Origin of the sequence: Mycobacterium noviomagense (assembly GCF_010731635.1) — a bacterium.
In the GTDB taxonomy this organism is placed as follows: Bacteria; Actinomycetota; Actinomycetes; order Mycobacteriales; family Mycobacteriaceae; genus Mycobacterium; species Mycobacterium noviomagense.
In genome coordinates, this window is sequence record NZ_AP022583.1 from 2315720 (window position 1) to 2328743 (window position 13024).

At 66.2% G+C, this 13024-nt stretch carries 13 protein-coding genes and 1 pseudogene; 6 read left to right on the forward strand and 8 right to left on the reverse strand.

Features of this window, described 5'->3' with window-relative positions:
• The first annotated feature begins 29 nt into the window (after positions 1-29).
• A complete protein-coding gene (locus G6N15_RS10605) occupies positions 30-1160 on the forward strand; it encodes a glycoside hydrolase family 76 protein (RefSeq protein WP_083088613.1) in 1131 nt (376 codons plus the stop codon).
• 12 nt (positions 1161-1172) lie between these two features.
• Positions 1173-2522: a 3-oxoacid CoA-transferase gene (locus G6N15_RS23525; protein ID WP_083088612.1), complete on the forward strand. Its 1350-nt coding sequence runs from the start codon at positions 1173-1175 to the stop codon at positions 2520-2522.
• Positions 2523-2623: 101 nt separating this feature from the next.
• On the opposite strand, the gene G6N15_RS10615 is transcribed toward G6N15_RS23525, so the two are convergent.
• Positions 2624-3298, reverse strand: coding sequence for a DedA family protein (locus G6N15_RS10615; protein WP_083088611.1), 675 nt, complete (start codon positions 3296-3298; stop codon positions 2624-2626).
• 95 nt (positions 3299-3393) lie between these two features.
• Between G6N15_RS10615 and fbaA the strand changes: the two genes are divergently transcribed.
• A complete protein-coding gene (gene fbaA, locus G6N15_RS10620) occupies positions 3394-4428 on the forward strand; it encodes a class II fructose-bisphosphate aldolase (protein ID WP_083088652.1) in 1035 nt (344 codons plus the stop codon).
• Here fbaA and G6N15_RS10625 read toward each other — a convergent pair.
• Positions 4425-5324 carry an Rv0361 family membrane protein gene (locus tag G6N15_RS10625; RefSeq protein WP_083088610.1) on the reverse strand — a complete coding sequence of 300 codons (900 nt, stop codon included), beginning with the start codon at positions 5322-5324 and terminating at the stop codon, positions 4425-4427. The genes fbaA and G6N15_RS10625 overlap by 4 nt on opposite strands.
• A gap of 108 nt (positions 5325-5432) precedes the next feature.
• Between G6N15_RS10625 and G6N15_RS10630 the strand changes: the two genes are divergently transcribed.
• Complete coding sequence (locus G6N15_RS10630) at positions 5433-5849, forward strand: DUF3151 domain-containing protein (RefSeq protein WP_083088651.1); 417 nt, start codon at positions 5433-5435, stop codon at positions 5847-5849.
• On the opposite strand, the gene G6N15_RS10635 is transcribed toward G6N15_RS10630, so the two are convergent.
• The 5 genes and pseudogenes from G6N15_RS10635 to G6N15_RS23795 all read right to left on the reverse strand — a co-directional run.
• A complete protein-coding gene (locus G6N15_RS10635; protein ID WP_083088609.1) occupies positions 5850-6737 on the reverse strand; it encodes a cation diffusion facilitator family transporter in 888 nt (295 codons plus the stop codon).
• 45 nt (positions 6738-6782) lie between these two features.
• On the reverse strand, positions 6783-7508 hold the full coding sequence (locus G6N15_RS10640) for a site-2 protease family protein (RefSeq protein ID WP_083088650.1): 726 nt from the start codon (positions 7506-7508) through the stop codon (positions 6783-6785).
• 111 nt (positions 7509-7619) lie between these two features.
• Positions 7620-8270 (reverse strand): peptidase M50, encoded by a 651-nt coding sequence (locus G6N15_RS10645; protein WP_083088608.1) that lies wholly within the window; start codon positions 8268-8270, stop codon positions 7620-7622.
• Between the two features lie 162 nt (positions 8271-8432).
• Complete coding sequence (locus tag G6N15_RS10650; protein WP_139797904.1) at positions 8433-9644, reverse strand: hypothetical protein; 1212 nt, start codon at positions 9642-9644, stop codon at positions 8433-8435.
• 267 nt (positions 9645-9911) lie between these two features.
• Positions 9912-10238: pseudogene (locus G6N15_RS23795) on the reverse strand (DUF2510 domain-containing protein); the annotation flags it as partial.
• Here G6N15_RS23795 and G6N15_RS10655 point away from each other — a divergent pair.
• Both G6N15_RS10655 and G6N15_RS10660 read left to right on the forward strand, forming a co-directional pair.
• Complete coding sequence (locus tag G6N15_RS10655; RefSeq protein WP_083089743.1) at positions 10237-11535, forward strand: adenylosuccinate synthase; 1299 nt, start codon at positions 10237-10239, stop codon at positions 11533-11535. The pseudogene G6N15_RS23795 and the gene G6N15_RS10655 overlap by 2 nt on opposite strands.
• Positions 11532-12167 carry a PaaI family thioesterase gene (locus tag G6N15_RS10660; RefSeq protein WP_083089742.1) on the forward strand — a complete coding sequence of 212 codons (636 nt, stop codon included), beginning with the start codon at positions 11532-11534 and terminating at the stop codon, positions 12165-12167. Before G6N15_RS10655 ends, G6N15_RS10660 begins: the two co-directional genes overlap by 4 nt.
• 5 nt (positions 12168-12172) lie before the next feature.
• On the opposite strand, the gene G6N15_RS10665 is transcribed toward G6N15_RS10660, so the two are convergent.
• A complete protein-coding gene (locus G6N15_RS10665) occupies positions 12173-13021 on the reverse strand; it encodes a class I SAM-dependent methyltransferase (protein ID WP_083089741.1) in 849 nt (282 codons plus the stop codon).
• Positions 13022-13024 lie beyond the last annotated feature (3 nt).

Here is a 13024-nt window from a genome sequence, read left to right on the forward strand (position 1 = left end):
AGGCACCCGCTACGGCATGATCAGCAGGTATGGAACAGGTCTGGGCCAACCGGGCAGCCAGCGCCGAAGCCGCGGTCACTCGCCGGCATCTCAAACGACTGTGGGCCCTGCCGGGCACCCAGCTCGGCGTGGTGGCCTGGCCGCCGGCCCGCCGCGACCGCATGTTCGGGCACTGGCACTACTGGTGGCAGGCTCACCTGCTGGACTGCCTCATCGACGCACAGCTGCGTGATCCAAACCCCGAGCGCCGCAAGAGGATTCGCCGCCAGATCCGCTCGCACCGGCTGCGCAACGTCGGTAGGTGGATCAACGACTACTACGACGACATGGCGTGGCTGGCGTTGGCGCTGGAGCGCGCTTCCCGGCTGGTCGGCATCGACTGCCACCGGGCCCTGGACAAGCTGACCGACCAGTTCGTCAAAGCGTGGGTGCCCGAGGATGGCGGCGGCATCCCCTGGCGCAAACAAGACCAGTTCTTCAACGCCGCAGCCAACGGCCCGGCCGGAATCTTTTTGGCCCGCTATGGCGATCGGCTCAAACGGGCGCAGCAGATGGCCGACTGGATCGACGCCACGCTGATCGACCCGGAGACGCATCTGGTGTTCGACGGCATCAAAGCCGGTTCGCTTTCGCGCGCCCAGTACACCTACTGCCAGGGCGTAGTGCTCGGCCTGGAAACCGAATTGGCCGCGCGCACAGGCGATCCCCGGCACGCACCGCGAGTTTATCGGCTGGTCGACGCGGTCGATAAAGAAATGGCGCCAGCCGGGGTGATCAAGGGCGCCGGCGGTGGCGACGGCGGGCTGTTCGGCGGGGTCACCGCCCGCTACCTGGCTCTGGTGGCTACCACGCTGCCCGGTGATTCCGCCGACGACGTAGCCGCCCGCGACACCGCCCGAAAGCTGGTGCTGTCCTCTGCCCAGTCGGCGTGGGACTACCGCCAGACCGTCGGCGGGCTGCCCGTGTTCGGGCCGTTCTGGGATCGCACCGCCGAACTGCCCAGCACGGCCGGCGCGCAGGCGGAGTTCGTCGAAGGCGCGGTCACCGGCTCGGAGGTGCCCGAACGTGACCTGTCGGTGCAGCTGTCCGGGTGGATGCTGATGGAGGCCGCCTATAACGTGACTGCGGATAACGTGTCTGCCGAATCGTCGGACGAGTAGAGGAGCAACTACGTGAAAAAGGTCCACCCCGACGCTGCGTCAGCTCTGAATGGCTTGTTGAAGGACGGCATCACGATCGCGGCCGGCGGCTTTGGCCTTTGCGGCATCCCGGAAAACCTCATCCACGCGCTGGTGGACAGCGGCGTCAAGGACCTCACCATCGTCGGAAACAACGCCGGCGTCGACGATTTCGGGATGGGTCTACTGCTCAAGGGCCGCCAGGTGAAGAAGGTGATCGCCTCCTATGTAGGGGAAAACAAGGAGTTCGAGCGCCAGGTGCTGGCCGGCGAGCTCGACCTCACGCTCACCCCTCAGGGGACGCTGGCCGAGAAGTTGCGCGCCGGCGGCGCAGGCATTCCCGGCTTCTACACCCGCACGGCCTACGGCACCCCGCTCGCCGAAGGCAAAGACACCCGCGTCTTCGACGGCACGGAATACGTTCTGGAAGAAGGCATCCGCGCAGATCTGGCCATCGTCAAGGCGTGGAAGGGCGATACGGCCGGCAACCTCGTTTACCGCAAGACCGCGCGCAACTTCAACCCGATGATCGCCACCTGCGCCGCGGTGACGGTGGCCGAGGTGGAAGAGCTGGTCGAAGTTGGCGAACTGGATCCCGACCTGGTGCATACCCCCGGCATCTACGTCGACCGCATCATCGAAGGACGCGACTACGAGAAGCGCATCGAGTTTCGCACCACCAGCGGCGGTGCCGCGCTGAAGAACTACAGCCCCATTCGCGAGCTGATGGCCAGCCGCGCCGCCAAGGAATTACGCGACGGCTACTACGTGAACCTGGGCATCGGGATCCCGACCCTGGTGGCCAACTTCATTCCCGACGACATCGACGTGACGCTGCAGTCCGAAAACGGCTTGCTCGGCATCGGCGCCTACCCGAGCGACGACGCCGTCGACCCGGATCTGATCAACGCCGGCAAGCAGACCATCACCGCGATTCCAGGGTCGAGCTTTTTTTCCAGCGCCGATTCGTTCGCGATGATCCGCGGCGGCCACATCGACCTGTCCATCCTGGGTGGGCTCGAAGTGGCCGAAAACGGCGACCTGGCCAACTGGATGGTGCCGGGAAAAATGGTCAAGGGGCCAGGCGGCGCCATGGATCTGGTGTCGGGTGTCAAACGGGTGATCGTGGTCATGGACCACACCGCCAAAGACGGCAGCCCGAAGATCCTCAAACAGTGCACGCTGCCCATCACCGGCAAGGGAGTGGTGGACATGATCATCACGGACCTGTGCGTCTTCGACGTCGAGCCGGGGCAGGGACTAACCCTGACCGAGCTGCACCCCGGAGTCACGGTGGCCGACGTGCGCGCCAAGACCGGCTGCGATTTCCGGGTGACCGTCTGATCTAGCAGTGCGCAAATCTTGCGCGAAATTGCATCTACGGTCGCGAATTTCGCTCGATCACAACCGTGCACGCAATCTGAACGCCAGTGGCTAGCCGACACCTAGTCCGGCAACGGCAGCTTCTCGCGCTTCGGGGCGCGGCGACGGTTCAGCCACAGCCTTCCCGCCGAAATGAATGCGGGGATCATTGATACGAACAAGATCGCCAGGATGATCTTTTCCAGGTTGTGGTGGACGAAGTTGTTGTTGCCCAGGAAGTAGCCCAGCAGCGTCGCGCCCGCCCCCCAGGCGATGCCGCCGACGATGTCGAATCCGAGGAATACCGGGTAGCGCATGTAGGACACCCCGGCGACCACCGGGGTGAACGTCCGTATGAAGGGCATGAACCGGGCCATGATGATGGCCATCGGCCCATATTTCTCGAAGAACGCATGCGACTCCGTCACGTGGTGCTGCTTGAAGAAGCGCGAGTCCTCCTTCTTGAACAGTGCCGGGCCGATCCGCCGCCCGATGAAATAGCCGGTCTGGTCACCGAGCACCGCCACGATGGCCACGCAGGTGGCCAGCACCTGGATGCTGACCGGGGGATGGGCGCTGGCGGCCAGCAAGCCGCCGGTGAACAGCAGCGACTCACCGGGCAGCAGCGGGAAGAGCAGACCGGTCTCGACGAACACGATCAACAAAATGCCGGGCAGTACCGCATGGCCGAACACGCCGTTGGCGCCCAACCAGTACATCGGGTCGAGCAGGTTGGGCATGGCCAGGGTGGTAGTCATTGCCCATCAAGATACCGGCGGCCCCCGGCGGGCTGTTGACGCCGGATCGTTGTTGCGATACTGAGGTGCGCCGCAGCAGCCAGGAAGGAAGTTCGATGCCCATCGCAACGCCCGAGGTCTACGCCGAGATGTTGGAGCGCGCCAAGCAGAACTCCTACGCCTTCCCGGCCATCAACTGCACGTCGTCGGAGACCATCAACGCCGCACTGAAGGGTTTCGCCGACGCCGGCAGCGACGGCATCATCCAGTTCTCCACCGGCGGCGCGGAGTTCGGCTCCGGGCTCGGGGTGAAGAACATGGTGACCGGCGCGACGGCGCTCGCCGAGTTCGCCCACATCGTCGCGGCCAAGTACCCGATCAACGTCGCGCTGCACACCGACCACTGTCCGAAGGACAAGCTGGACGGCTACGTGCGGCCGCTGCTGGTCATCTCGCAGGAGCGGGTCTCCCAGGGCAAGAACCCGTTGTTCCAGTCCCACATGTGGGATGGCTCGGCGGTACCGATCGGCGAAAACTTGGCGATCGCCCAGGGACTGCTCAAGGAGGCGGCGTCCGCCAAGATCATCCTGGAAATCGAGATCGGCGTCGTCGGTGGCGAAGAGGACGGCGTCGCCAACGAGATCAACGAGAAGCTCTACACCACCCCGGACGACTTCGAGAAAACCATCGACGCGCTGGGGCACGGCGAGCACGGCAAATACCTTCTGGCCGCCACGTTCGGCAACGTCCACGGCGTCTACAAGCCCGGCAACGTCAAGTTGCGTCCCGACATCCTCGCCCAGGGCCAAAAGGTCGCCGCGGCCAAGCTCGGCTTACCCGAGGACGCCAAGCCGTTCGACTTCGTCTTCCACGGTGGTTCCGGCTCGGAGAAGTCGGAGATCGAAGAGGCGCTGCGCTACGGCGTGGTGAAGATGAACGTCGACACCGACACCCAGTACGCGTTCACCCGGCCGATCGCCGACCACATGTTCACCAACTACGACGGTGTGCTGAAGATCGACGGCGAAGTGGGCCGCAAGAAGGACTACGACCCGCGCAGCTACCTGAAGAAGGCCGAAGCCTCGATGACCGAGCGGGTCATCGAGGCCTGCAACGACCTGCACTGCGCCGGGAAGTCGCTAAGCGTTTAGCTGCTCGACGACTGGCAGATCTTCCACTGGTCGTCGCGGAACTGGAGGTCGAAGCTGCGGGTGGAGCGCACCTGCGGGGCATTGGCCATGAACGCGGTGACGTTGGCTTCGGCGTGTTCTCCGTTGACCACCACCTGGTCAATGCTGGCCACCACCGGAAACTGCTTGGCCGCCGCGACTTTCCGGTACGTGTCGTGCCACGCTTGCTCGTCGTAGTTGACGTACCCGTCGCGCTCGCTGCCACAGGTGATGCTGCGCAGTATCGACAGGTCGCCGGTTTGCACGGCGACGTCGAAGTTCTGGATGGTGGTGCGAACCTGCTCCTCTTGTGAGGCCTTGTGGTGTTTGCTGCGGGTCAGCAGCACGGTGCCGAGAACGGCGACCGCGGACAGCGCCAAGATGATCAGGATTAGCGCCAGCACCCAGCCCCAGCTGCGTTGGGTCGACGGCCGCAACTTCGCGCCCAGACGCGGCGGAATCAGCTGCGGTGTAGCGGTTTTCGGCGGCACGTTCAGCGGAGCTGCCGCTTTGGACTGGTGCTCGCGAGCGCGGAACACCTCGGTGGCGGGCTCGGCGGCGGTATCCATCACCACCGTCTCCTTGGCATCGAAACCCGGTGCGGTGAAGCGACGTTCACCGCGCTGCCGTTGTGATTGGGCGGCTTGACCCGGGCTCTCCTGACCGGGCTGGCTCATCACCTCGGTAGCCGGTTCGACGTCACTACCGGCCCGTGGATAGGCCTCGGTGACGTCGTCGGCTTCCGATGCGGCCGTCTGCTCCTCGACGGGGTCGCTCTCGGATGCGACCCGGTCGGCACCGCCGTCGTCGACGGCTTCAGGCTCGAGCCCGGCCGCGTTCGAGGCGTCGTTGCGGTCGGGCCCTGGTGGGTTGGGCATGGGCGTTGCTGTCCTCCGGCTATCGAGTCAGTAGGAAGCTTAGCGAGACCAGAATGCAATTGTGCGCCTGGCGATAATGCGGCGCGCCACAACGGCACAATGAAACCCATGACGCCGATGCGTGACCTTTTGGGGCCCGATCCGATCCTGCTGCCGGGCGACCGCGACGCCGAAGCCGAGCTGCGGGCCAACTGGAACCCGGCCATCGTCGCCGCCGCCCATCCGTCGGCGTCGGTCGCGTGGGCGGCGCTGGCCGAAGAGGCGCTGGCCGAGGACAAGGCCGTCACCGCATACGCCTATGCCCGCACCGGCTACCACCGCGGGCTCGATCAACTGCGGCGCAACGGGTGGAAGGGTTTCGGCCCGGTGCCGTATTCGCACGAACCCAACCGCGGGTTCTTGCGATGCGTGGCCGCCCTGGCGCGCGCCGCCGAGGCCATCGGCGAGACCGACGAATACCAACGCTGCCTGGACCTGCTCGACGACTGCGATCCCAGTGCCCGCTCGGAGCTGGGTTTTAGCTAGCTACCAGCTGGCCGAGCAGTCGCCGACGCCACCCGGCGGCTCGACCTGAACGGTGGCGTGCTGCAACCCACGCGCCGCCAGCACCGCGCGGGCGTCGTCGAGTACTCGCGTTGCGTCGCCCCGGCTGGTCAGGTGGGCGGTCGCCATGTCTTTGCCGGGTACCAGCGTCCACACGTGTAGATCGTGCACATCGGTGACGCCGTCGACGGCGCGCAGTGCCGCGCGTAGCTCGTCGACGTCGATGTGGCTCGGCGAGGATTCGGACAGGATGCGCAGCGCGCTACCGGCCAGCGAGATCGCTCGCGGCAGCACCCACAGCGCGACGAAAACGGCGACAACGACATCCGCGTAGGGCCAGTGTGTCGTCACGGTGACCAGCCCGGCGATCAGCACACCGATGCTGCCTACCGTGTCGGCGACGACCTCCATGTACGCGCCCTTGACGGCCAGGCTGCTGGTGGAATGCGACCGTAGCAGCAGCGCCACTGCGGTGTTGGTGGCCAGACCGCCGAGTGCGACGACGATCATCGGGATGCCCGGGATCGCCGGAGCGTTGTCGAACCGCTGCACCGCTTCGTAGAGGATGAACGCCGCTATCCCGATCAACAGCACCGCGTTCGCGACCGCGGTGAACACCTCGGCGCGATGCCAGCCGTAGGTGCGCCGCGGCGACGAGCTGCCGCGGCGCGCCAGGATCAGCGCGGCCAGCCCCATGAACGCGGCGGCCAGGTCGGTCAGCAGATGCCCGGCGTCGGCCAGCAGCGCAATGGAACCGATCAGCAGCGCGGTGCTCAATTCCACCGCGAAGAAGCCGGCGAGCAGCACGGCGGCGCTGATCATCCGCGATATGCGGGCGTCGGCGTCGCTGTGCGTGTGACCGGCGCCCATAGCCAGAAATATATGCGTGCTTATGCATATATGGCAAGGGCTGGGTCAGAACCAGGCGCTCCAGAACCGGGTCAGCCGCCCGCCGGCGACGGCCAGCCAGTGCGGCACCCCGGACAGGTCGAAAAGCCAGTACACGACGCCGAAGAACCACTGGTTCAGCGCCGGGGCGAGGAAGATCAGGAGGATCAGCAGGAAGCTGAACTGCTTGGCCGGTTCCAGCGCCCGCTGCGTCTCCGGGCTCAGGTGCGGTTCCAGCGCGCCGTAGCCGTCCAGGCCGGGGATGGGCAGCAGGTTCAGCACCACCGCGGTGAGCTGGAGGAAAGCCAGAAACGCCACGCCGGCCCACAGCACGGGGTGGTCGGGCTGGTAGCAGAGCTGGACCAGCACCAGCAGCAGCACGGCCAGCACCAGGTTGGCGAACGGCCCGGCCAGGCTGACGATCGTGCGCCGCGCCGGTGTCATGAACGAGGTTCGCAGGTACACCGCTGCACCCGGTAGGCCGATGCCGCCGAGCGCGATGAACAGCATCGGCAGCCCCAGCGACAGCATGGGGTTGCTGTAGCGCCGCGGGTCGAGGGTCAGGTAGCCGCGCACCGCGACGTCCCGGTCGCCGAATCGCCACGCGGTGACGGCGTGCCCGAATTCATGCAGGCACAGCGACACCAGCCAGCCCGAGATCACGAAGATGAACACCCCGACGTAGGCCAGCGCCTGGATGTCGGCCCCGGCTAGCCACGCCAGCACGCCGCCGAGCGCCGTCAGCCCGACCATTGCCAAAAAGATGGGGCTTGGTCGCACCGACTCATGCAGGCGGCTGATGCTCACCTCATGAAGCTACCGGCTGAGGTCAATGGGCCGGCTCCTCGCCCCTCGCGGCGCTCGTCACCGGACCAGTAGCCAGCCCTCGATGTGCCGATAGAACGTCGAGCGCCGCGCGGGGCGGCCGGCGGCCACGCCGTCGCGGGTAACCAGCACTCCGGTGCAACCCAGCTGAACCGCTCGCCCGAGCACCCAGCGACGAGGCCAACGGCTCACCACGCGGGCCCGCAGACCCGGCAGCGCCGCGGTCGGCATGATCTGTACACCGGTGACGTCGCCGTCGAACAGCGTCGCGTCGTCGACCACCGCCTCCCCGTGCAGCGGCCCGTCGACACCTCGCCACAACGCGCTGCCCACGATCACCGCCCCGGTCTCGTCGCGGATCAGCGGCACCCGCCGAGCAGAACCGCGGCGCGCCCGCCGGAGCGCCCGACGGCCCGCCGGCAGCCGGTAGACCCGGGTCGCCGTCGTGCGGCGGCGCGGCGCATAGCCGACCTCGACGTCGAGCCGGTCGGCCCGCAGCAGCCGGGTCAGCACTGTGGCCAGGTCAGCATCGGCACCTACCACCACCAGCCGTCGATACGGTCCCACCGCGGCGTCCACATCGGCCGGGCTTTTAACCCGTTGGGTGGGCAGGCTGCGCAGCGGACCGGGGGCACGACGATCGCCGAACAACAACACCGCCACGCTGGCGGCGTTCCCGCCGGTATTCATCGGTTCCGCGCAAACCTCCCGGGACAAGCCCTGCTAGCCGGTCTCCTCAAGCTATTCGATCTGCCGATCTGACCCCGGCTGTGGTGCGGTCCTGGCACGTGGCGATAGACGAGGACAGCGACGTCTGAGAGAGGGCTGGGTCGCCGTGACCGCGATGACGGCTCATATCCATTTAATAAACGTCATCTGTGACAATTGGCTGCCGGCTAGGTTCGGCAGGTTTATTTTTGTCGGCTGGCTACTGCCGTCCGCGTTCACCGTATATAAACTGGGATTGTCTATCTCGTGGGCGGATGGGCCTAGATACTTAAACACGACCTTTGTGCCATCATGATTGCCAATGGCATCTTTAACATCGGCAACATTTCCTTGGGGCAGTAAGGGCGTCTTGGACGCAGTGGTATCAATCTGAGGGCAACCTTTGTCGTCGGTGCCTTTGATCGCAACCTTGTTTATCTGTGTGGTGCTAGCCTCTACGGCATAATTGGGCCCCAGCCAATTCACTCTGATGCCGCACTGTAACAGCATAGAACCGTCATAATTGAGCACCCCCGTAGAGAAGACCTCGTTGCCAGTGCCCGATGCTACCTTTTGTGCATTGCTGGTCGACCCGGCCGCTAATTTATATCCTTCGACATCGCCACCGGTAATTTTGGTGTAGTAATAATTTCCGGCACCGTCGAAGCCAACCGACTGGTAGCTCGGCGCGTTACCCCCGAACGCGCCGGTTTCGAATTTTGGTGTAACCCTAGTGAAGTTTCCGGATGTGTCTATCCATCCAGCGCTTCGTTGTCCATCGATCATTTCCGTAGCTGCAAGTTTAGTCAAATCTGGCGACAGACTCACATCGCCGGTTTGCAGTCCACCAACTCCACCCGCGGTGTTTGCGAGATTGAAGGACGCGATTTTCGAATAGTTGCCGGAGCCAGGGTCGATGAAGCCATAGGTTCTCTCGGTGGTGGAACCCGTCGCCACGAGTACTCCCGACTTCGCCCCGCCCGACTTCGGCGCGGCTGCCGCCGGGCCGCTTGAGGAGGGTGCCCCTCCCCTCGAGCCGGAGCCGCCGGTCGCCGCCCCCTCGCCAGGGCTGGCTGTCCCCGCTTGGGAGGCCTGACCAGACTTCTGCCCGAAGAAGTGGCTGTACACCGGGAAGGCCACTTTCGAACTCGCCGGTATCGCCACCGCGATGACTAGCACCATGGCGCTGACGACCATGGCCTTGCGCGCGGCTGGTTGATGCGACCGGAGCGTGAAGAATGCGCCGATGGCCGCGATCGCAACGACAATCAAGATGCCTGGCAGGAACGAGCCGAACTTGACGCGGCCGGCCACGAACGCAGCAATGACCAATACCAGCGCAACGCCCGCGAGCACGGCCGCGGTCTTGATCGCGCCAGACGTAACCCGGCGCCCGCCGGCCGGCTGCGCCTCCGTCGGTGGAGGTGGCGGCACGTTCGGCGGGGGCGGTGGCGGCGGCGTCGACCAGCCGGGCGGCTGCGCCTGCGTGGGTGGAGGCGGTGGCACGTTCGGCGGGGGCGGCGGCGTGGACCTGCCGGGCGGCTGCGCCTGTGCGGGAGGCTGCGCCTGTGCGGGAGGCTGCGCCTGTGCGGGAGGCTGCTGCCGCGGTGCCGGCCGGGAAGCCGGCTTTCGCTGACGGTGTGGTGTCCAATCCTGACCGTCCCAGTAACGCTGCGCGTTCGGGTCATTCGGGTCGTCGTACCAGCCGGGCTGACGGGAGGTTGTCGCCATTGCTCTCTCCCCTGTGGATGTTGTGGTGCGGGGCCCTGGCAAAGTCTGGAGCGACCGTCTTGGAAGTTTCTTGACGCGGATCGTATGCCGACAGGGCACGGCTAGTGGCCGTTTGCCAGATGCGGGCAGATAAGGGCAGCCGGGCGGTTCGACGGCCTCTTCGCAAACAGCTGAGATAGTGTTGGTCACCGGCTGGACCACAATAAACAGGAGAACCATGCCGGCAGTCGTCCTGATCGGCGCCCAGTGGGGCGACGAGGGCAAAGGCAAGGCCACCGATCTGCTCGGCGGCCGAGCGCAGTGGGTAGTGCGCTACCAGGGCGGCAACAACGCCGGGCACACCGTGGTCTTGCCGACCGGTGAGAACTTCGCGCTGCACCTCATTCCCTCGGGCGTTCTGACGCCCGGAGTCACCAACGTCATCGGCAACGGGGTAGTGGTCGATCCCGGTGTGCTGCTCGACGAGCTGGCCGGTCTGGAGGCCCGCGGCGTCGACACCTCGCGGCTGCTGATCTCCGCCGACGCGCACCTGCTGCTGCCATATCACGTTGCGATCGACAAGGTCACCGAACGCTATATGGGCAACAAGAAGATCGGCACCACCGGCCGTGGCATCGGCCCGTGCTACCAGGACAAGATCGCCCGCATCGGGATCCGGGTGGCCGACGTGTTCGACCCGGAGTCGCTGACCCGCAAGATCGAGGCGGCGTGCGAGTTCAAAAACCAAGTGCTGGTCAAGATCTACAACCGCAAGGCGCTGGAGCCGGCCCAGGTGGTCGACACCTTGCTCAAGCAGGCCGAGGGTTTCAAGCATCGCATCGCCGACACTCGACTGCTGCTCAACGCGGCGCTGGAACGCGGCGAGACGGTGTTGCTGGAAGGCTCGCAGGGCACGCTGCTCGACGTCGACCATGGCACGTATCCGTATGTGACGTCGTCGAATCCGACGGCGGGCGGCGCGGCCGTCGGCTCGGGCATCGGCCCCACCCGCATCACCACCGTGCTGGGAATCCTCAAGGCCTACACCACCCGGGTGGGATCCGGTCCGTTCCCCACGGAGTTGTTCGACGAGAACGGCGAATATCTGTCCAAGACCGGCGGCGAGTTCGGGGTGACGACCGGCCGGCGCCGGCGCTGCGGCTGGTTCGACGCGGTGATCGCCCGCTACGCCACGCGCGTCAACGGCATCACCGACTACTTCCTGACCAAGCTCGACGTGCTCTCCAGCCTGCAAACCGTGCCGGTGTGCGTGGGTTATGAGATCCACGGCAAACGCACGTACGACATGCCGATGACGCAGAGCGAACTGGCGCATGCCGAACCGGTCTACGAGGAACTGCCCGGTTGGTGGGAGGACATCTCCCGGGCGCGGCAGTTCGACGACTTGCCGGCCAAGGCGCGCGATTATGTGCTGCGGCTGGAAGAGCTTGCGGGAGCGCCGGTTTCGTGCATCGGGGTCGGCCCGGGCCGCGACCAGACCATCGTGCGCCGCGATGTGCTGCAGGTTAACCCGTGAGCGACCAGCCGGAGGCGCAAGACCCCGAATACGAGCATCACGGCGGATTCCCGCGCTATGAGCCCGCGCGGCCGGGACCGGGCTTCGCCAAGTTCGTCACCGCGATGCGGCGCCTGCAAGACCTGGCGGTGTCGACCGATCCGGACGACGAGACCTGGGACGAAGCCGCCGAGCGAGCCGAAGAGCTGGTCAAGCTGCTCGACCCGTTCCAGGCGCCGGAGGGGGTCGCTCCCGCGGGACGGGTCCCGTCGCTGCCCGGCATGGGCAGCCTGCTGATGCCGCCGTGGACGATGGCGAAGTTCGACGCCGACGGTGTCGAGATGCGCGGCCAGTTCAGCCGCTACTACGTCGGCGGCAACATGGCGGTGCACGGCGGGGTGATACCGCTGGTCTTCGACTGGCTGTGCGGGATGGTGGTGCACGCCGCGGGCCGCCCGATCAGCCGCACGGCGTTCTTGAAGGTCGACTACCGCAACGTCACCCCGATCGACACCCCGCTGGCCGCCCGCGGGCGCATCGCCGAGACCGAGGGCCGCAAGGCGTTCATCACCGGAGAACTCGTCGACCAAGACGACACCGTGCTGGCCGAGGTGCATGCACTGATGGTGCGGTTGCTGCCGGGCCAGCCATAACGGGCCTACACCCGAGCCCAGGCAGTAATCAGCGCCGGCATCTGCACGAGAGCATTGGTGGCCGCGACCTCCTCGCGCAGGCGCGCCATGAGAGTGTCCGGATCTGCGAGTCCGCCGACGGCCAGGCCCAGCCCCTGGGCAGCCGGGAACAGCGAGCGCCACGTCTCGGCAACGAAGGCCATGGTGTCGGTGTCGTCGACGGTGCCCAGCGGTGCGCTCAGCGTCAGCCGCGGTCTCCCCAGCCCCGCGCGCTGGAACAGCCTGTGCAGTGTCGTGCCGAAGGCCGGGTCCAGGCCCATGCCGGTGAATGTCGCGCCGATGCCGTCGCGGGCGGCGCGCCACAGCGGCAGGTCCGGCACACTGCTGGCGGCTGTGGTGTCGAATTCCGAAAACGCGATCAGGCCACCCGGTCGCACCAGCGCCGCAAGCTGGCGCAGCACGGCAACCGGATCGGGCAGATGCATGAGGATCAATCGCCCGATCACCGCGTCGACGGGCTCGTCCAGGGTGAGGTCGGCGATCACGGTGTGTTCGAAGCGGACGGTCGACATGCCGCGCTCGGCGGCCCGGGCACGAGCGAACTCGATGATGTCGGGGGCCGCATCCACGCCCAGGACTCCCCCGGCGGGACCGACCAGCCGTGCGGCCACGAAGGACACGTCGCCAGGCCCGCAACCCACGTCCAGCGCCCGCATCCCTGGTCGCAAGCCCGCCAGGCGCAGAGCTTGCTCCGTGTGGTCGTCGTACAGCCGGGCCTGAAGCAGCAGTCGCCGAACTTCGGCGTCGGCATGACCCAGCACATAGGTGCTGTCGCCCGGTCTCGGTGACGTGTCAGTGGTGCTGCCTGTGGTCATTGC